This is a genomic window from Pseudomonas sp. B10(2017), from assembly GCF_002113295.1.
Lineage (GTDB): Bacteria > Pseudomonadota > Gammaproteobacteria > Pseudomonadales > Pseudomonadaceae > Aquipseudomonas > Aquipseudomonas pudica.
Genome location: NZ_NEJU01000010.1, coordinates 29,454 through 46,233, shown reverse-complemented (window position 1 = coordinate 46,233; position 16,780 = coordinate 29,454). Strand labels below are relative to the sequence as shown.

Sequence of the window (16,780 nt, the reverse complement as noted above, 5' to 3'; positions counted from 1 at the left end):
CTCGCTCACCTGGTCACTCGGCGAACAGGGCCAGCAACGGCCCCAGCACCACGCTGGCGGCCGCCAGGCCCAGCAACAGGCGGGGCTGGTATGGCAGGCCGAACACCCACAGGGTCACCCCAGCCATCATCACTGCAGTCCACTCCACCAGGCCATGGGCCCAGCCACGCAGGTGCACGCTGAACACCAGCGACAGCACCAGCAGCAGCCAGCCGGCGCTTCGCAACAGCCGCAACTGCCCGGGGCGTGGCTTGTGCCCGAGCAGGTCGACGAAGTGCTTCTCCATGGCCAGGCACAGGGCAACGAAGCCGGCGTAAGCGATCAGTGCATTACCCAGCATCAGCTCGCCTCCGCCGTTTCAGTGCCTGGTTTCCTCGCTGCACGAGGGGCCCGTTTGGCCACAGGCTTCGGGCTGTGCAACATCTTCCCGGCCAGCCAGGCCAAAAACAGGCCGGTGCCCAACGCGGTCAGGTCGAAGCCGGCCATGGCCCAGTCCCCCGCCGGCAGCGAATGGTTCAGGCCTTGGCCGGTGGTAAGGCCGTTGAGCAGCGGCAGCAAGGCAAAGGCCAGCGCGCCCAGAGCCAGTTGCTCGCCCCATGCCCGGCGCCCACTGCGCAGCACAGCGTGCAACAGCGACAGGCCCCAGGCGCTGAAGAAGGCATTGACCTCCCAGTCGGCCCGGCCTTCGACACCCATCGGGATCAGGCGGTTGGCCCAGAAAAAGCCCGCTACGGCCAGCAACAGGCCGCTCATGCTGGCGATGTTGAGCACCTCGACCAGGCGCAGTTCGCCCGGCAGGCGCTCGCTCCTGGCATGCTTGAGCTGACGCTTGCCCAGCCACATCACCAGCCCGGTACCGATCACCGCGGTACCGGCCACGCCAAAGAAGAAATACAGCCAGCGCAGCCAGGGGCCGGCGAAATTGCCCATGTGCAGGCCGGCAAAGCTGAAGGCGGTCATCATCGCCCCGCTCTCCGGCTTGCCCTGGTTAAGCAGCACACCGCTCGCGCCATCGAAGGTCCAGTTGGCGCTGCGCCGATAGGCCACATGGTCGGCCGCGGACTGGGTAAAGGTGACACGGGCATTGCTGTCGCCGGCATTTTCCACCTGGATACGGCCGATACGCGCGCCCGGTTGCATGTCCTGCACCTTGGCGTACAAGCTCGGCAACGGTACCAGCGGCGCGGCCACATGAGCGGCCTTGGGCGCATTGTTACGGCCAAACAGGTCGTTGAAGTACTTGCCGGTGTCATTGCCGTAGCTGGCCATGATGCCCGCCGGCATCACCATGTACATGAACAGCACCAGGCTGCTGTAGCTGATCATCAGGTGGAACGGCAGCACCAGCACGCCAATGGCGTTGTGCCCGTCCAGCCACGAGCGCTGGCCCTTGCCGGGGCGGAAGGTGAAGAACTCCTTGAAAATCTTCTTGTGGGTGATGATGCCGGTGACCAGCCCCAGCAGCATGATGAAGGCGCAGAACGTCGACAGCCAGCGGCCGAAGGGGTATGGCATCTGCAGCTGGAAGTGGAAGCGGTAGAAGAACTCGCCACCGCGGCTGTCGCGTGCCTCCACCGGCTGGCCGGTCTGGGTATCGAGGGTCTTGGTGACGAAGCCGCGTGGCCCGCCATTGGGGTCGCGATAACCCACGCTCAAGGCGGCCTCGCGAGCGTTGGGCATGCGGATCAGCCAGGTGCCCGAATGCCCGGCGTTGTCCTGCAGGTACCGCTGAGCCACCTCCAGGCTATGGGTCGGGTCGAGTGCATGGCTGCGCACTTCTGGCTGCGACCAGTGGGTGATTTCTTCCTTGAAATACGACAGCGTGCCGGTGAGGAAGATGGCGAACAACAGCCAGCCGAAGATCAGGCCGGTCCAGGTGTGCAGCCAGGCCATGGCCTGGCGGAAGCCCTCTTTCATGGGTTTTTCATCCAGTAGGCCAACCCGCTGATCACTCCCAGCAGCACGCTTGGCGCCAGCACGCCCAGCCAGGCGCGCAAAGCGCTGCGGCAGGCGAAGCACCAGATGAATGCCAGCAGGTAGAAGACGAATGACAGCAGCAGGCCGGTGAGCGTGGCATCGACCTGTGGCAGTGGCGCTACCAGGGCAATACAGACGCTGGCCACGGACGCCAGCAGGTAGCCGCCCAGCAGCGCGGCCAAGCTACGTGAAGTCACGGCCAGGCGATAGCTGAGCGAGGGACCGGCGGTTTTGCGCGTCATGGCGAAGGTCCGGGCGTTTTCGGGGCTGCAATAATAATGATTTCAATTCTCATAAGCAAAGCCTGCCCGATGAGCCGCCTGCCGCCTTGAATGCAACAAGAAATTTATTTTCAAAAAGGGCTTGAATTCGTTTCGCCGTTGCCTGACCTTAGAGTCAAGAGGCGCAGAAATTCCAAGGGTCTCAAAGGCCTAGGCGCGTCTCCCATGCGAGCAAGCTGAATAAGGATTGAATCATGCAAATCCAGGTCAACAGCAGCAACCATTTCGAAGGCAACGCCCGGCTCGACCAGTGGGTCCGCAGCACACTGCAGAACTCGCTGGAACGTTACGAAGACGACCTCACCCGCATCGAGGTTCACCTGCGCGACGAGAACGGCGCCAAGCCCGGACCGCATGACAAACGCTGCCAGATGGAGGCTCGCCCCAAAGGCCACCAACCGATTTCCGTGACCCACACAGCTACTTCGCTGGACCAGGCGGTAGATGGTGCAGCCACCAAGCTCAACCACGCGCTGGAACACTTCTACGGCAAGCTGCGCAGCAAGCGCGGAGCCCTGGAACTGAGTGACCCGGACGCCTGATCGGCAATGCAAACGCCCGGCCTGATGCCGGGCGTTTTCGTTTGTATCGATCGATGGCGCTGAACCAACAGGTAATTTCCCCGGTCAACTTCTGCACTCATTCACCGCAGAAGCATGACCATGAATAACCCATTCGAACGAATCAGCGCTGCATTCGCCCCCGAATACCGGGTCAACCTGAGCATTGCAAACCTCGACGGCAGCATCATGCTGACCTTGTCCGACGACGCTGGCGTGGTCGCCAAGCGCCTCATCACCCAGGCCCAGCGCAATGACCCGGTGCGCCTGCAGCGAGTGATCGACAGCATCCGCCTGGGCCTGGCCATCGAACACAGCCAGAACCCCCTGCAGGTGCTGGCCGCGCTGACCCGTGACGCCCGCCGCGAGCCACGCCACTTCATCGCCAACTGAGGGCTACTTGCCCTCCTCCACTTCCTTGCCGTTGGCATCCAGTACCTTGGTCGAGGGGTAACGGTACGAGGCATAGCGCACCACCAGGATCGCGAACGCCAGCAACAGGATGCCACCGCAGATGTACAACAGCCCTACGTCCGGCGCCTTGTGGTGCGAGACATCGCCGATCAGCAGGCGGGTCAGCGCAGTGATGGCCACGTACAGCAGGAAGCGAATAGGCATGTGGTTGGTCTTGAAGTAGATACCGACCATCGCCCCCAGCTCCAGGTAGATGAACAGCAGCAGGATGTCATCGACACTGACCCCGCCCTTGCCGAGCATGTCCAGGAACGTCATCACCGCCGCATAGGCGGTGATCGCGCCAATGCCGAACAGCGCCAGGTAATGGAATGCCTCGACGCACAGGTTGCCCAGCGAGTCGGCCGAGCCGTGCAGGCCCTTGCGCAGCTTTTCTGCCCATTTGATGTTCACGATGTTCCATTCCCCGATACGTCTTGAAGGATGATGCGTCACCACTGTGACGCTTGTGCCATGCAGTTAAAGGGCCAGGCCCCTGCCTTGGAAGGCGACCGATTGCCGCAAGGCACCTTGAGGCGTGGCAAGTTGCCAGAAACACGGCCCTGTGCTGGGAAAAATCAGATTTAACCCCTTCCTTGTAGGGCATTTCCCAAAGATACTCCCTGCCATTGTGGTGTTCGGGGATGAGCACTAGTCTCGGATCGTCGCTGCCAAACAGCGACCGGCTTTGACAGGCCGCCCTGAACTAACCACATGGCTTTGCCTTTATGGCAGCTGTCATGGGGCACCTCGTGTGCGCCGGCTTTTGGTTCTGTTCACCGGTCTGTCAACCCATGCACAGCTGCCGCCTTCCTGTTTGACAGCAGGAGGTGGTGGCCCAAACTTGAACAGGCCTTCATCATGCTGAAAGTAGTCCCCGATCCACCCCACACCCCCCATTCCCTTGAAGACACCCTGATCCAGGCTACGGACTATGCGTTGTGCGCAGCCACCGTGGTGCATCAGGCCTTGTTGCTTCAGCCCAAGTCGCCAGCATCGATTTTGATGATGACCTCAATGCATGAGCTAGAGACGTTGCGGGCTTTGCTTGAATCGGCACTAGTTCAGGTGCAGATGCCCGCTGAGCCTCGGACTTTGCACTGAGGTTTGAGTGTTGCGTTGTCTGGGCTGGCCTCTTCGCGGGTAAACCCGCTCCCACAGGATCTCCACAGGCCTTGAGGTAGATGCAGTACCTGTGGGAGCGGGTTCACCCGCGAAAGGGCCCGTCCACGCAGTCGAGAATTTTCAGGGGATTCAAAAATGACCACAGAAGACACCCAATTCACCGTCGGCAAAACCACCTTCTTCCAAGGTGAAAACGGCACCCACCCACTCTTCCGCATCGAGCCAGGCATCCCTTGCCGGGACGCCCGCGAGCAGTCATCAGAGCTGATGGGCTATGTACGCGAACTGACCATCACCGGCCTGATGGACGAGAAACCGATGATGATCTGGGCTGCGCACTACTTGAGCGCGATGGCCAAGGCGCTGATGGATGATGCTGAGTTGGGCATGAAGCAGTAAGCCCTCTGCACCACGCTACAATTTCTGCTTGCGAAGCAATCAACATTGCCATTACTGTATATAGATACAGTAAATCGAAACGCAACCAGCAAAAGGCATAGAGGTGATGAATGGCCGTCGAAGTGGTGTACCGCAGCAGCCGCGACCCGGAGCGCTTGTTCATGGATAAGGCCGAAGCAGACCGTCACGACAAGATGCTCGAACTGGCCGAGCGCCTGGCCGAAGTACTGCACAAGGCAGTGCCCTCGCTGACCGAGCAGCAGGTCGAGGAAGCCGGTATCTACATGGCCAAGAACCGCGATGTATTCGCCCGGGCATTCAAGAGCCAGCCGGATGCACTGGCCGAGTTGCTCGAAGCGCCAGCGGCCGAGTAATTGCCTGCACTGGCCTCATCGCCAGCAAGCTCCACAGGGGGGTACATGGCTTGCTCCATTGTTCAGGTCACCTCATTGCCCTGTAGGAGCAGCCTTGTGCTGCGAAGAGGGTAGTTGAGCAGCAGATATTCTTCGGCAGTAATGGCCTCTTCGCAGCGCAAGGCTGCTCCTACAAGTCGGCGCGACAGGGGGGCGCTGGCTTGCCGGCGATGGGGCCAGTGCAAGAACACAAATTACTTCAGCCGTAGAGCAATCGCTCCGCCAGCATCTGCGCTACCCGCGCCGGCGAGCGTTTCTCTGCCTGGGCATGGCCAAACACTTCGGTCAGCCGTGAAGGTATACGCGCCAGGTGCGCAGTGATGGTGCCCAGGTCTTCGCCACGATGGGTAAGCGCCACGTAGATCAACCCACCGGCATTGATCACGTAATCGGGTGCATACAGTATCCCGCGCGACTCCAACTGGTCGGCTACCTGCAAGGTAGTCAGCTGGTTGTTCGCCGCCCCCGCCACTGCCGCGCAACGCAACTGCATCACGCTCTGCCCGTTCAACACCGGCCCCACGCCGCAAGGGGCAAAGATGTCGCAAGGGGTGCTGATCAATGCATCATTGGTCACCGGATGGGCATTGAACTGCTCCACCGCCAGCCGCACCCGCCCAGGGTCCAGATCGCTCACCAGCAGGTCAGCACCCGCTGCGTGCAGTTGCTCCGCCAGCGCATAACCGACATTGCCCAGCCCTTGCACCGCCACCCGCAGCCCTTGCAGGTCATCACTGCCAAGACGGAACGAAGTGGTGGCACGAATGCCGGCAAAAACCCCCATCGCCGCATGCGGTGATGGGTCACCCGAGGCCGTGGTGCTGGTCACATGGGGTGTGCTCTGGGCAATGCAGTCCATGTCCAGGGTCGAGGTGCCGCTGTCCACGGCAATGATGAAGCGCCCTTGCAAAGTGTCAATGAAGCGGCCAAAGGCCTCGAAAAGCGCGGCACGGTTTTCCACATGCGGGTTGCGCATGATCACCGCCTTGCCGCCCCCCAGTGGCAGGCCGGCCAGCGCCGCCTTGTAGCTCATGCCTTGGGCCAGGCGAATGGCGTCGGTCATGGCGCTTTCATCGTCGGCATAAGGCAGGTAGCGGCAACCGCCCATCGCCGGGCCCAGTTGTTCGCTGTGGATCGCCACCACGGCCTTCAGGCCGGTGGGCGGGTCGGTGAACAAGTGCAGCGACTGGGTACGGGTGCTTTGCATCAGAGCGAACATCGACAGGCTCCCCTACGAGGTGCTCCTTCCAGTATAGGCACGGCCTTTGGGCTGGCGCCGCCGCCGGACCACTGGACGAAACCGCGCGCCGCGGCTAATACTCAAGCGTGTGTGGAGAAGCCCATGAAGCCACGTCAAGCCTGCCTGGCCTGCCTGGAACGCGAGCCCGTCGCCCTGCTGGAAGCCGCATTATGGATTGCCGCCGAGCATGACCGCAGCGTCGAGCCCGCGATCAACCTTGCCAATCTGAATGACCTGCAGCGCGAGATCAGCGCCAACCTGCCGATGCTGCCGCTGTGCGAACTGGCCCAGCCACTGCTGCGCCAACTCAATGCCCTGGGCTTCCAGCAGGATGAATATCACCCGCTGCGCCCGCATGCCGCGATGATGGACAAGGTGCTGCAACGCCGCCGTGGCCAACCGCTGACCCTGGCCATCCTCGCCCTGGAACTGGCCCGGCGCCTGTCCATCCCCCTTGAGGGCGTAGGCTTCCCCGGCCATTTCCTGCTGCGTGTACCCGGTGCCGATCACCTCCTCGACCCCTGTGGTGGTCGGCGCCTGTACCCCAACGATTGCCGTGAGCTGCTGGCTCGCCAGTTTGGCCCGCATGTAGCGCTGACCGCCGAGCACATGCGCACCGCCAGCCCGTTGCAGATGCTGCAACGCCTGTCACGCAACCTGCGCCAGTTGCACATCAGCAACGACAACCACCTGGCGGCGCTGATCGATGCCGAGCGGGTCATGCAGCTGGGCCCGGTGCAGGTCAGCGACTATGTGACCCGCGCCTCGCTCTACCAGTACCTGGATTGCCCTCAGGCCGAGCGCTTCGACCTGGAGCATGCATTGCTGCTGACGGATGACCCGGTCCAGCGCCTGAAACTGTCCGAACGTATTGGCAAGCTTCCGACGGCGAACCGTTCCATTCACTGAGCCGGGCTGTCCGGCTGCTGTGCTGGGTGGGCCTGGGCGAACGCCGGGTGCCCCACCGCCAAGGCGGCAACCCGCAGGATGCGCGGGAAGCTGTCGAGGTCGATGTTGAAGCGTTCGGCCGCGTACAACTGCGGGATCAGGTAGATATCCGCCAGGCCCGGCTCATCACCGAAGCAGAAGCCGTGATCGCCTATCAATTGCTCCACTGCCGCCAGCCCCTGGCTGATCCAGTGGCCGATCCACTGGTTGACCTGGCTCTCGTCCTGGCCTGCCTGGCGCAGCCGGTTGAGCACACTGACGTTGTGCAGTGGGTGGATGTCGCAGCCGATGATCGCCGCAACACCCCGCACCTTGGCGCGCGCCTCGGCCGTGGCTGGCAGCAGTGCGGGCTGTGGATAAACCTCTTCCAGATACTCGATGATCGCCGGCGACTGCACCAGCAGCTCGCCGCCATCGGTGCGCAAGGCCGGCACGCGGCCCTGCGGGTTGACCGCAACATAACCCGCACCGCGCTGCTCACCCTGCAACAGGTTGACCGGCAGGGACTGGTAGGCCAGCCCCTTCAGTGCCAGGGCAATACGCACTCGGTAGGACGAGGTGGAACGGTAATAGGTGTACAGCTCCATGCCCCGCCTCCTCAGTTGGCCGCGATGACCGTGCCGCGGCATTCGCCGAAACCGATGCTGGCCACGCCATCACGCACGCAGCGAGCACGCAGGATGATCTCGTCGCCATCTTCGAGGAACTTGCGCACCTCGCCACTGGCCAGTTCCACCGGGTGCTTGCCGCCTTCGGTGATCTCCAGCAGGCTGCCGAACGAGCCTGGCGTTGCGCCCGACAGCGTGCCAGAACCGAACAGGTCGCCCGGTTGCAGCTGGCAACCGTTGACGCTGTGGTGCGCAACCAGCTGCGCCACGGTCCAGTACATGCTGCGGGTGTTGCTCAGGGTCAGGCGGTGTGGGGCGAGGCCCTGCTCGCGCATTTGCTCGGTCAGCAGCAGTACCTCAAGCTCAATATCGAAAGCACCTGCGGCCTGGTCGCGCTTGTCCAGCAGGTACGACAGTGGCTGCGGGTCGCCTTCCGGGCGTGCCGGCTGGGCACAGCGGAACGGTTCCAGCGCTTCGGCGGTAACCACCCAGGGCGAGATGGTGGTGATGAAGCTCTTGGACAGGAACGGCCCCAGCGGCTGGTATTCCCAGGCCTGGATATCGCGCGCCGACCAATCGTTGAGCAGGCACAGGCCGGCCACATGCTCGGCGGCATCGCCTATCGGGATCGCCTGGCCAATGTCGTTGCCCTGACCGATCCAGATACCCAGCTCCAGCTCGTAGTCCAGGCGCGCACAGGGACCGAAGCTCGGCTCGGTGTGCCCGGCCGGCAGGGTCTGGCCCTTGGGCCGGCGCACATCGGTGCCGGACGGGCGGATGGTCGAGGCGCGGCCGTGATAACCGATCGGCACGTACTTGTAGTTGGGCAACAGCGGGTTGTCGGGGCGGAACAGCTTGCCCACGTTCGTGGCGTGCTCGATGCCCACGTAGAAATCGGTGTAGTCACCTATCTGCGCTGGCACATGCAGCTGGCAGTCGCTGGCCGGGTACAGTGCGGCCTGCAGTGCCGTCTGGTGTTCGCTGTTTTCACCCAGCAGCACCTGCAGGCGCTCGCGCAGGGCAACGCGGGCACCGCGGCCGAGGGCGAAGAATGCGTTCAAGACACCACCACGGGTGGCCTCGACCGCAGTCTTGGCGGCCCCGTCGAACAGCCCGGCGGCCAGCACCGCCTCCAGGTCGAGGATCGCGTCGCCGATGGCCACGCCACAACGCCTTGCTTCACCCGGCCGGCTGAAGATGCCCAACGGCAGGTTCTGCAGCGGGAAATCGCTGTGCCCGTTGGCGTGCTCGACCCAGCTACGGGCAATGGCGGTCTGATTCATGGGTTATCTCCGGTTCGGGTTGAAGGTGCTCGGCAAGGTGGCCCAGCAACTATCGTAGTCGGCCTGCAACTGCGGGCATTCAAGGGCTTGCAGGCTCGGGCGCAGCACCTGGCTGGTCTCGAACATGAAGGCCATGGTGTTGTCGATCTTGTGCGGCGCCAGGTCGGCGGCAATGGCCTTTTCGCAGGTTTCGGCGTCGGGGCCATGGGCGCTCATCACCCCGTGCAGCGAGGCACCGCCCGGCAGGAAGCCCTCGGCCTTGGCGTCGTAGGCGCCGCTGATCAGGCCCATGAACTCGTTCATCAGGTTGCGGTGGAACCATGGTGGACGGAAGGTGTTCTCGGCCACCATCCAGCGTGGCGGGAAGATCACGAAGTCCATGTTGGCCAGGCCATGCACGCTGGTAGGCGAGGTCAGCACGGTGAAGATCGATGGATCCGGGTGGTCGAAGCTGACCGTGCCGATGGTGTTGAAGCGGCGCAGGTCGTACTTGTACGGCACGTTGCTGCCATGCCAGGCGACCACGTCCAGTGGCGAATGCTGCAGTTCGCAGGCCCAGTGTTCGCCGAGGAACTTCTGCACCAGCTGCACCGGGCCATCGACCTCTTCGTACTGCGCCACCGGGGTGAGGAAGTCGCGCGGGTTGGCCAGGCCGTTGCTGCCGATCGGGCCCAGGTCCGGGATGCGCAGCGGCGCGCCGTGGTTTTCGGCGATGTAGCCGCGGGCCTCGCCGTCGAGCAGTTCGACGCGGAACTTCATGCCACGCGGGATAACCGCGATTTCCAGCGGCTCGACTTCCATCACCCCCAGTTCGGTGGCAATGCGCAGGCGGCCTTGTTGCGGCACCAGCAGCAGTTCACCGTCGGCGTTGAAGAACACCCGCTCCATGGAACGGTTGGCGCGGTAGATGTAGATGCTCACGCCGGCCGGTTTATCCGCAGCGGCGTTGGCCACCATGGGCAGCCAGCCCTCGATGAAATCGGTCGCTTCGACGGGGATCGGCTGGGGGTTCCAGCGCAGGCGGTTTGGGGTGATGGCCCCCAGCGGGCCGGTCAGCGGCTGACGCGCCAAGCGCTCGAAACGCGGGTGCAGGGCAGACGGACGAATACGATACAGCCAGGTGCGGCGCAGCTCGCTGCGGGTCATGGTGAACGCCGTGCCCGAGAGCAGCTCGGCATACAGCCCATAGGGCGCCTTCTGCGGCGAGTTCTGCCCGACCGGCAAGGCCCCTGGCAGCGCTTCGCTGGCAAACTCGTTGCCGAAGCCGCTTAGGTAGTGAAGGTCGGGTGACGTATCGCGATTCATCGATGCCTCCGGGCTCTGGCCGAGCCGTTGCTGGCAGCTGGCTGCTGGCCCGGAGCGGGGTGGCAGCGCGTCTGCATTGTTTTTATCGTAATCAGATTACGAATAACGTAATTTGCTACGGGCAATGCGTCAAGCTATAAAGGCGCGACTCGACGAATCCGGAAGAAGATGTCCATGGCCAAAGCCAGCTCCCCCGCCGACAACGGCAAGCAGAAAGTCCGCTCGGCGGAGGTCGGCACCGACATCCTCAAGGCCCTTGCCGAACTCTCCCCGTCCACTTCCCTGTCACGCCTGGCGGAACATGTGCAAATGCCGGCGAGCAAGGTGCACCGTTACCTTCAGGCACTGATCGCCAGCGGTTTTGCCGAGCAGGATGCGGCCACCAACCATTACGGCCTGGGGCGGGAGGCACTGCGGGTGGGGCTGGCGGCGCTGGGCAGCATCGATGTACTGAAGATTGCCGCGTTGCCGCTGTCGCAGCTGCGCGATGAACTGAACGAGAGCTGCTTCGTTGCCGTATGGGGCAACCAGGGCGCGACAGTGGTCAGCATCGAGCCGGCGGTGCGCGCGGTCACCGTGGTAACGCAGATAGGCTCGGTACTGCCGCTGCTCACGTCGTCTACCGGGCTGGTGTTCGCCGCCTACCTGCCCGAGCGCGAGACCGTGGAGTTGCGTGACCGGGAACTGGCCGCCCTGCAGCACAGCGCCGCCGACTACCAGGCGGTACTGGAGGGCATTCGTGAACGTGGCCTGCACCATGTGCACGGGCTGTTGATGCCGGGCGTGGATGCGTTGTCGGCCCCAGTGTTCAATGCCATGGGGCAGATCGCCGCGGTGATGACCGTGGTCGGGCCGACGTCGATCTTCCATGCCGACGAGCATGGCCCGGCGGCGCAACGGCTGCTGGCGGCAGCGCGGGAAACCAGCTGGCGCATGGGCTATACGCCCGCCGGCTGAGCGCCTGCGGCACTATTGCCCGATACGTAAAGGTGAATGTCATAAGCGGCTATTTTTCCTACAGGATCAGGCGCTTATTCTTAACTCACTGGCCGGCATGAAGGGCTCTCCCCCCCGCCTTTCAGGCCTGCGAGGTTCACCGACGTAGATTTTGAAGCTCCTTGATCTGACGTCTCGATTGGCCGCTGCGGCTTGCAGCGGCCTTTTTTATCTGCCCTGAAAAACTCTTCGCCCGTGCCGGCAGACAAGTTTCAGCCCAGCGGATACTTCTGCAAGTTCGCCATCATCTGCTGCAACGCCTGCAAGCTGTCCTGCGGGTGCACTGCCCCGTCGAAATCGCCAATCCGTGCCCAGTTCTCTGCCACCTGTTCCGGGGTGAAGCCTTCACGCGGATCGAAGCCTACCCCCAGGCTACGCTCCCACCGTACCTTGCCCACCCAGCCGCCGCCCACTTCGAACAGCTCACCGCTGCCCTGGCACTGCTCGCTGCCCAGGTACACCACCAGCGGGCTGACCAGCTCTGGCTTGAGCCGCTCGAATACCTGAGGCGGGATCAGGCCTTCGGTCATGCGGGTGCCTCCCGTCGGGGCGATGGCGTTGACCAGGATACCGTGCTTGCGTCCTTCGATCGCCAAGGTACGAGTCAGCCCATACAGGCCGAGCTTGGCCATACCGTAGTTGGCCTGCCCGAAGTTGCCGTAGATACCGGACGTGGACGCGGTGAAGATCACCCGCCCCCAGTTTTGCTCGCGCAGGTGCGGCCAGGCAGCGCGGGTGACCTTGTAGGCCCCCTCGACATGCACCTGATACACCTGCTCCCAGTCGCTGTCTTCCATCTTGTGAAACGTCTTGTCACGCAGGATGCCGGCATTGTTCACCAGCACATCGACCCGGCCGAAGCTGTCCAGGGCCTGTTCGACAATACGCGCGCCGTGGCTGACCGAGTCATGGTTGGCAATGGCACTGCCACCAGCGGCGCGGATCTCTGCTACCACTCGGTCGGCGGCGGAGGCGCTGGCACCTTCCCCGTGGGTGGAGCCGCCGAGGTCGTTGACCACCACCCGCGCCCCCCGCGCAGCGAACAGCAGCGCATGGGCACGGCCAAGGCCGCCCCCGGCTCCGGTGACGATCACCACGCGATCTTGCAGACGGACAGGCTCGCTCATGCTCATGGCTCCAGGCAGGTTCAGATCAGCCGAGTGTCCGCCGCCAGCGGCGGGCGGGCAATCAAGCTCACGCAGGCTGAATGCCTGGCAATAACGCAGCAGGATGGTTATGGGGCCGCTGTGCGGCCCATCGCCGGCAAGCCAGCTCCCACACCAACCCGCGCCGGCCTCCAGGCCTGCGCTGTACCTGTGGGAGCCGGCTTGCCGGCGATGGGGCCCTGTCAGGACCACGCCACTTTCTTCTGGAAACAGCTCAGCGGTTGTTCACGAAAGGCCAGATAATGGCGCAGCACCTGCACCGGCGCTTCGGTATGCGGGTAATGGCCGATGCCCTGCAACTGCACGGTGTCCGGCTCCGGCACCAGTTGCCGGTAGCGCTCCACCATGTGCGCGCCGGACAGCGGGTCGACCACGCCATTGATGAAGCGCAGCGGCACGCCTTCGTGCTGCATCGCGCCAACCCAGCGTTCGCGGTGCAACCTGCGCTCCGGCATGTACCCCACCAGTTTGTGCAGGATGCGCGTGCCACGGTTGGCGGCGATCAAACTCCAGAAGTCATCCAGCACGCTTTCACTGGGTTGGGTGCAAGAGCCGTAGACCTGGATCACGCTGCGCACCAGGTCGTCACGCCCGAACGAACGCCCTACCAGCCAGCCCAGACGGCTGAGCAGCAACTTCTGGATCAGCAGCATGCGGCAGCTTTCGGGGAACAACCCACTGTTGAGGAACACGCAGCTGGCGATGTTGGCGCGCTGTTCATGATGCCGCGCCAGCAGTTCCTGCGCCACACTGCCGCCGTAGTCATGGGCCAGCAGATGCACGGGCTGGTCGACCTTCAGCTCGGCGAGCAAGGCCTGCTGCAGGTCGGCCTGCTCCATCAGGCTGTACAGGTGATCGACCGGTTTGGCCGAATCACCAAACCCCAGCATGTCGCAGGCGATCAACCGGAAGCGCTGGGCCAATGGCCCCCACAGGTAGCGCCAATCCCAGCTGGCAGTGGGGAAGCCGTGCAACAGAAGCAGGGGCTCTCCTTGCCCTGCGGTCCAGTAGCGGATGCTCTGGCCCCGGAAGCTGAAACTCTGTCCCCGGGTACGCCAGACGCACAATGGAATTTCGGCCATGGGCATCAGAACGGTCCCGGTGAGGTGGTGTTGGTGGAATAGAGCAAGGCTGCGGTCATTGCATGTCACCTCGGCACTTACATGTGCTCTCTATGTCGAGGCAGAGTCTAGCCAGCAGCCCATGGGCTGGAACTTGCGTTGCCAGCCAGCTTGATGACTTGGCGAGTCAGTGGCACGAACGGTCAGAGCAGCATGGCCAGCAGCGGTGCCGCGAACAGGTTCAACAACCCGGTCAGGACCATGACCAGGCCGGCCACCGAGCCTTCCTCGCGGCCTACCTCCTGCGCCCGGCTGACACCGGCACCATGGGCGCCGACACCGAACAGCGCGCCCCGCGCCAGCGGCGTGCGCAGCGGCAACCAGCGCAGCAGCACGCCGCCGAACATGGCGCCCAGCACGCCGGTGAACATCACGAACACCGCCGTGAGCTCCGGTACGCCACCCAGGTCATGGGCCAAAGGCATGGCAAAGGGCGTGGTGATCGAACGCGGCACCAGCGACAGGGTGGTCGCGCTGTCCAGCGCCAACATATGAGCCAACCCCCAGGAGCTGGCGATCGAAGCGCTGCTGCCGGCGACCATGCCTACCATCAGTGCCGGCCAGTGGCGCGCCAGCATGGCCCGTTGCTGCCAGATCGGCACCGCAAAAGCCACGGTCACCGGGCCAAGCACACTCATCAGCCAGTGAGTGTTGCGGGCGTATTCGGCATAAGCGGTGTGCAGCGGCACTGCTACCGCCAGCAACAGTACCGGCACCAGGATCAGCGGCGAAAGCAGGTAGCGCCCGCTACGCCGGTACAGCCAGCGGCTGCCCAGATAAGCCAGCAAGGTCAGGGCCAGCCAGAACAGCGGCATGGGCTCAAGGCTCATGGCGCAACCTCCAGCGGCACACCAGTTCCACGGTCAAAGCTGTCACCACCATTACCATCAGGGTGCTCACGGCGATCACCAGCAGGATGCGCCAGCCCTCGTCACGGATCAGGGCGCCGTAATCGAGCAGGCTCATCAGCGCCGGGATGAAAAACAGCAGCATCTCGGCCATCAGCCAGCCGGCGCCCAGTTGCAGCATGGCGGGCTTTAGCACACCCGAGGCAAACAGCAACAGCAGCAATGCCAGGCCCATCACCCCGCCGGGAATCGGCCAGCCCAGCCAACTGGCAAGCTGGCCACCGAGCAGGAACAGTGCACAGAGGATCGCCAGCTCGGCGAGCAGGCGCAGGGATTTTTTCAACAACGCGGGTTTCATGGGGGAGTCCTCGACAGGCCCTCATTTTAAGATTTGACTGCCTAGGCCAGAAGCGAATTGTTAGACTGAATGCCATTCCAGAATGGAATTGCGATCAATGGAATTCAAACAATTGCGCAGCTTTATCGAAGTGGACCACCGCGGCGGCTTTACCCAAGCGGCGCAGACCCTGCACATCAGCCAGTCGGCGGTGAGCAAACAGGTGGCCCAGCTCGAGCAAGATGTGGGCCAGCCGCTGCTGGAGCGCCAGGCCTCGCAGCTGCACCTGACCGCTGCCGGGCGCATCGTGCTGGAGCGCGGCGAAGCCTTGCTGCGCCAGCGTCAGGCGCTGCTCAGCGAACTGGACGACCTCAGCCAGATGGGCCGCGGTGAACTGCGCCTGGGCTTGCCGATGCTGGGGAGCGACGCGCTGTTCGCTGGCTTGTTCGCCGAGTATCGGCGGCGTCACCCAAACATCGCGGTCCAGTTGCTCGAAGGCGGAAGCCGCAGCATCGAACAGGCAGTCAAGAGTGGCGAACTCGAACTGGGTGGAAGCCTGACGCCCAGTGACGAGGCGTTCGACTACCAGCCGTTCTGCAACGAACCACTGGATGCCCTGTTGCCTGCAGGCCACGCGCTGGCGGGCCAGGCCGGTGTGGACCTGCAACAGCTGGCGGATACGCCGTTCCTGCTTTACCAGCGCAGCTTCGTGCTCAATGACCGATTGCTGAAGGCGTGCCAGCAGCAGGGCTTTACCCCCAAGGAAGGCGGGCGCAGTGGCCAGGCGGACTTCCTCGCGGCGCTGGCGGCGGCGGGCCAGGGCGTGGTGCTGCTGCCCCGTGTGGTGGCGAAAGCGCTGGAGCGCCCCGGTGTGGTGCGCTTGCCGCTGCGCTCGCCGGGGGATTTGCGTTGGGATATCGCGTTCATCTGGCGGCGTGGGGCGTACCTGTCACGGGCGGCGCAGGCGTGGTTGGCGTTGGTGAGCGAGTGGCCGATGCTCGGCAGCAAGGGATGAGTTGCCCTTGCCGGCCTCTTCGCGGGTAAACCCGCTCCCACAGGAACACCACAGCCTCTGAAATCTGTGCAGTAGCTGTGGGAGCGGGTTCACCCGCGAAGCGGCCGGTACAGGCGAAAAATACCCGTCAGGCTTTAAGTGTACTCGCCAACTCAGCCAACCACGGCTCTGCATCCGCCTCTGGAGTCACCGTCTCGCTGGCATCCAGGCGCAACATCGGCTGCACTTCGCGCACGCCCAGTTCGGCAAACAGTTCGCGCATCTGCTCGCCACCACCGCAATAGGTATCGCCATAACTGCTGTCACCCAGCGCAATCACTGCACCCGGCAGGCCACGCCAGGCCGCAGGCAGGGTATCGCGAATGCTGCTGTACAACGGCATGAGGTTGTCCGGCAATTCGCCCATGCCAGTGGTCGAGGTCACGGCCAGCAAGGCGTCAGGGCCAAAACCTTCAAGGTCCTGCAAGGTGGCGCGGGCCGCATGCCAGGCCTCCAGGCCCTCAGCCTTGAGCAGCGATTCAGCGTGACGGGCGACTTCTTCGGCGGTGCCATAGACCGATCCGGAAATAATGGCGACTTTCATCGGGGAGAGGATTCCGAAACTGAGTGAAAACGTAGGATACTAGCATCCGGCGCTGGCAAAAGGCCGCCTCTACCAAAGTCACCATCCTCAGCCCTGCTTCGCACCCTTGTTTGCTCAATGGC

The 16,780-nt window shown here is 63.5% G+C and carries 21 protein-coding genes; 8 read left to right on the top strand and 13 right to left on the bottom strand.

All coding sequences use genetic code 11. The annotated features are described in order from the left end of the window. Positions 1-13: 13 nt before the first annotated feature. Genes CAF92_RS14080 through CAF92_RS14070 form a run of 3 tightly spaced genes read right to left on the bottom strand, consistent with a single transcriptional unit; the run spans position 14 to position 2,219 of the window. A complete protein-coding gene (locus CAF92_RS14080) occupies positions 14-340 on the bottom strand; it encodes a DUF3325 domain-containing protein (RefSeq protein WP_046616323.1) in 327 nt (108 codons plus the stop codon). Then, positions 340-1,917, bottom strand: coding sequence for a PepSY domain-containing protein (locus CAF92_RS14075; RefSeq protein WP_085601176.1), 1,578 nt, complete (start codon positions 1,915-1,917; stop codon positions 340-342). The genes CAF92_RS14080 and CAF92_RS14075 overlap by 1 nt, the downstream gene beginning before the upstream one ends. Beyond that, positions 1,914-2,219 carry a DUF3649 domain-containing protein gene (locus CAF92_RS14070; protein WP_085601175.1) on the bottom strand — a complete coding sequence of 102 codons (306 nt, stop codon included), beginning with the start codon at positions 2,217-2,219 and terminating at the stop codon, positions 1,914-1,916. The genes CAF92_RS14075 and CAF92_RS14070 overlap by 4 nt, the downstream gene beginning before the upstream one ends. A gap of 233 nt (positions 2,220-2,452) precedes the next feature. Here CAF92_RS14070 and CAF92_RS14065 point away from each other — a divergent pair, with 233 nt between their 5' ends. Both CAF92_RS14065 and CAF92_RS14060 read left to right on the top strand, forming a co-directional pair. Then, positions 2,453-2,800 (top strand): HPF/RaiA family ribosome-associated protein, encoded by a 348-nt coding sequence (locus tag CAF92_RS14065; RefSeq protein ID WP_003260689.1) that lies wholly within the window; start codon positions 2,453-2,455, stop codon positions 2,798-2,800. 120 nt (positions 2,801-2,920) lie between these two features. Next, on the top strand, positions 2,921-3,211 hold the full coding sequence (locus CAF92_RS14060) for a DUF3509 domain-containing protein (protein WP_085601174.1): 291 nt from the start codon (positions 2,921-2,923) through the stop codon (positions 3,209-3,211). Between the two features lie 3 nt (positions 3,212-3,214). Here the strand turns inward: CAF92_RS14060 and CAF92_RS14055 are convergent, their stop codons facing one another. Next, complete coding sequence (locus CAF92_RS14055) at positions 3,215-3,685, bottom strand: phosphate-starvation-inducible protein PsiE (protein ID WP_046616326.1); 471 nt, start codon at positions 3,683-3,685, stop codon at positions 3,215-3,217. Between the two features lie 447 nt (positions 3,686-4,132). Here CAF92_RS14055 and CAF92_RS14050 point away from each other — a divergent pair, with 447 nt between their 5' ends. The 3 genes from CAF92_RS14050 to CAF92_RS14035 all read left to right on the top strand — a co-directional run bounded on the left by CAF92_RS14050 (position 4,133) and on the right by CAF92_RS14035 (position 5,169). After that, complete coding sequence (locus CAF92_RS14050; protein ID WP_085601173.1) at positions 4,133-4,375, top strand: hypothetical protein; 243 nt, start codon at positions 4,133-4,135, stop codon at positions 4,373-4,375. Positions 4,376-4,531: 156 nt separating this feature from the next. Continuing rightward, a complete protein-coding gene (locus CAF92_RS14040; protein WP_063913369.1) occupies positions 4,532-4,795 on the top strand; it encodes a DUF3077 domain-containing protein in 264 nt (87 codons plus the stop codon). Positions 4,796-4,905: 110 nt separating this feature from the next. Next, positions 4,906-5,169: a YebG family protein gene (locus CAF92_RS14035; protein ID WP_016497959.1), complete on the top strand. Its 264-nt coding sequence runs from the start codon at positions 4,906-4,908 to the stop codon at positions 5,167-5,169. Between the two features lie 238 nt (positions 5,170-5,407). On the opposite strand, the gene CAF92_RS14030 is transcribed toward CAF92_RS14035, so the two are convergent. Then, a complete protein-coding gene (locus tag CAF92_RS14030; protein ID WP_046616327.1) occupies positions 5,408-6,427 on the bottom strand; it encodes a Glu/Leu/Phe/Val dehydrogenase dimerization domain-containing protein in 1,020 nt (339 codons plus the stop codon). A 123-nt stretch (positions 6,428-6,550) separates the two neighbouring features. Here CAF92_RS14030 and CAF92_RS14025 point away from each other — a divergent pair, with 123 nt between their 5' ends. Beyond that, positions 6,551-7,357 (top strand): SirB1 family protein, encoded by an 807-nt coding sequence (locus CAF92_RS14025; protein ID WP_085601171.1) that lies wholly within the window; start codon positions 6,551-6,553, stop codon positions 7,355-7,357. On the opposite strand, the gene maiA is transcribed toward CAF92_RS14025, so the two are convergent. From maiA to hmgA, 3 genes are read right to left on the bottom strand one after another with little or no spacing between them, the layout of a single operon-like run. Beyond that, positions 7,351-7,983, bottom strand: coding sequence for a maleylacetoacetate isomerase (gene maiA, locus CAF92_RS14020; protein WP_085601170.1), 633 nt, complete (start codon positions 7,981-7,983; stop codon positions 7,351-7,353). The two genes, CAF92_RS14025 and maiA, sit on opposite strands and share 7 nt — an antisense overlap. A gap of 11 nt (positions 7,984-7,994) precedes the next feature. After that, entirely contained in the window at positions 7,995-9,287 is a 1,293-nt protein-coding gene (fahA, locus tag CAF92_RS14015; RefSeq protein ID WP_085601169.1) for a fumarylacetoacetase, read from the bottom strand. 3 nt (positions 9,288-9,290) lie between these two features. Continuing rightward, positions 9,291-10,592, bottom strand: a complete 1,302-nt coding sequence (gene hmgA / locus CAF92_RS14010; protein WP_085601168.1) for a homogentisate 1,2-dioxygenase — start codon at positions 10,590-10,592, stop codon at positions 9,291-9,293. 174 nt (positions 10,593-10,766) lie between these two features. On the opposite strand from hmgA, the gene CAF92_RS14005 reads away from it, so the two are divergent. After that, the gene (locus CAF92_RS14005; protein ID WP_046616332.1) at positions 10,767-11,549 is read left to right on the top strand and encodes an IclR family transcriptional regulator; all 783 of its coding nucleotides are present in this window, start codon (positions 10,767-10,769) and stop codon (positions 11,547-11,549) included. Between the two features lie 251 nt (positions 11,550-11,800). Here CAF92_RS14005 and CAF92_RS14000 read toward each other — a convergent pair whose 3' ends face one another. The 4 genes from CAF92_RS14000 to CAF92_RS13985 form a co-directional block, all read right to left on the bottom strand. After that, positions 11,801-12,715, bottom strand: a complete 915-nt coding sequence (locus CAF92_RS14000; RefSeq protein WP_046616333.1) for an SDR family oxidoreductase — start codon at positions 12,713-12,715, stop codon at positions 11,801-11,803. A 221-nt stretch (positions 12,716-12,936) separates the two neighbouring features. After that, positions 12,937-13,842 (bottom strand): alpha/beta fold hydrolase, encoded by a 906-nt coding sequence (locus CAF92_RS13995; RefSeq protein ID WP_046616334.1) that lies wholly within the window; start codon positions 13,840-13,842, stop codon positions 12,937-12,939. Positions 13,843-14,018: 176 nt separating this feature from the next. After that, positions 14,019-14,705, bottom strand: a complete 687-nt coding sequence (locus tag CAF92_RS13990; protein ID WP_046616335.1) for an LrgB family protein — start codon at positions 14,703-14,705, stop codon at positions 14,019-14,021. Further along, entirely contained in the window at positions 14,695-15,081 is a 387-nt protein-coding gene (locus tag CAF92_RS13985; RefSeq protein WP_085601167.1) for a CidA/LrgA family protein, read from the bottom strand. Before CAF92_RS13985 ends, CAF92_RS13990 begins: the two co-directional genes overlap by 11 nt. 97 nt (positions 15,082-15,178) lie before the next feature. On the opposite strand from CAF92_RS13985, the gene CAF92_RS13980 reads away from it, so the two are divergent. Further along, positions 15,179-16,075, top strand: a complete 897-nt coding sequence (locus CAF92_RS13980) for a LysR family transcriptional regulator (RefSeq protein WP_085601166.1) — start codon at positions 15,179-15,181, stop codon at positions 16,073-16,075. Between the two features lie 127 nt (positions 16,076-16,202). Here CAF92_RS13980 and CAF92_RS13975 read toward each other — a convergent pair whose 3' ends face one another. Continuing rightward, the gene (locus CAF92_RS13975; protein WP_046616338.1) at positions 16,203-16,658 is read right to left on the bottom strand and encodes a flavodoxin; all 456 of its coding nucleotides are present in this window, start codon (positions 16,656-16,658) and stop codon (positions 16,203-16,205) included. Positions 16,659-16,780: the final 122 nt, after the last annotated feature.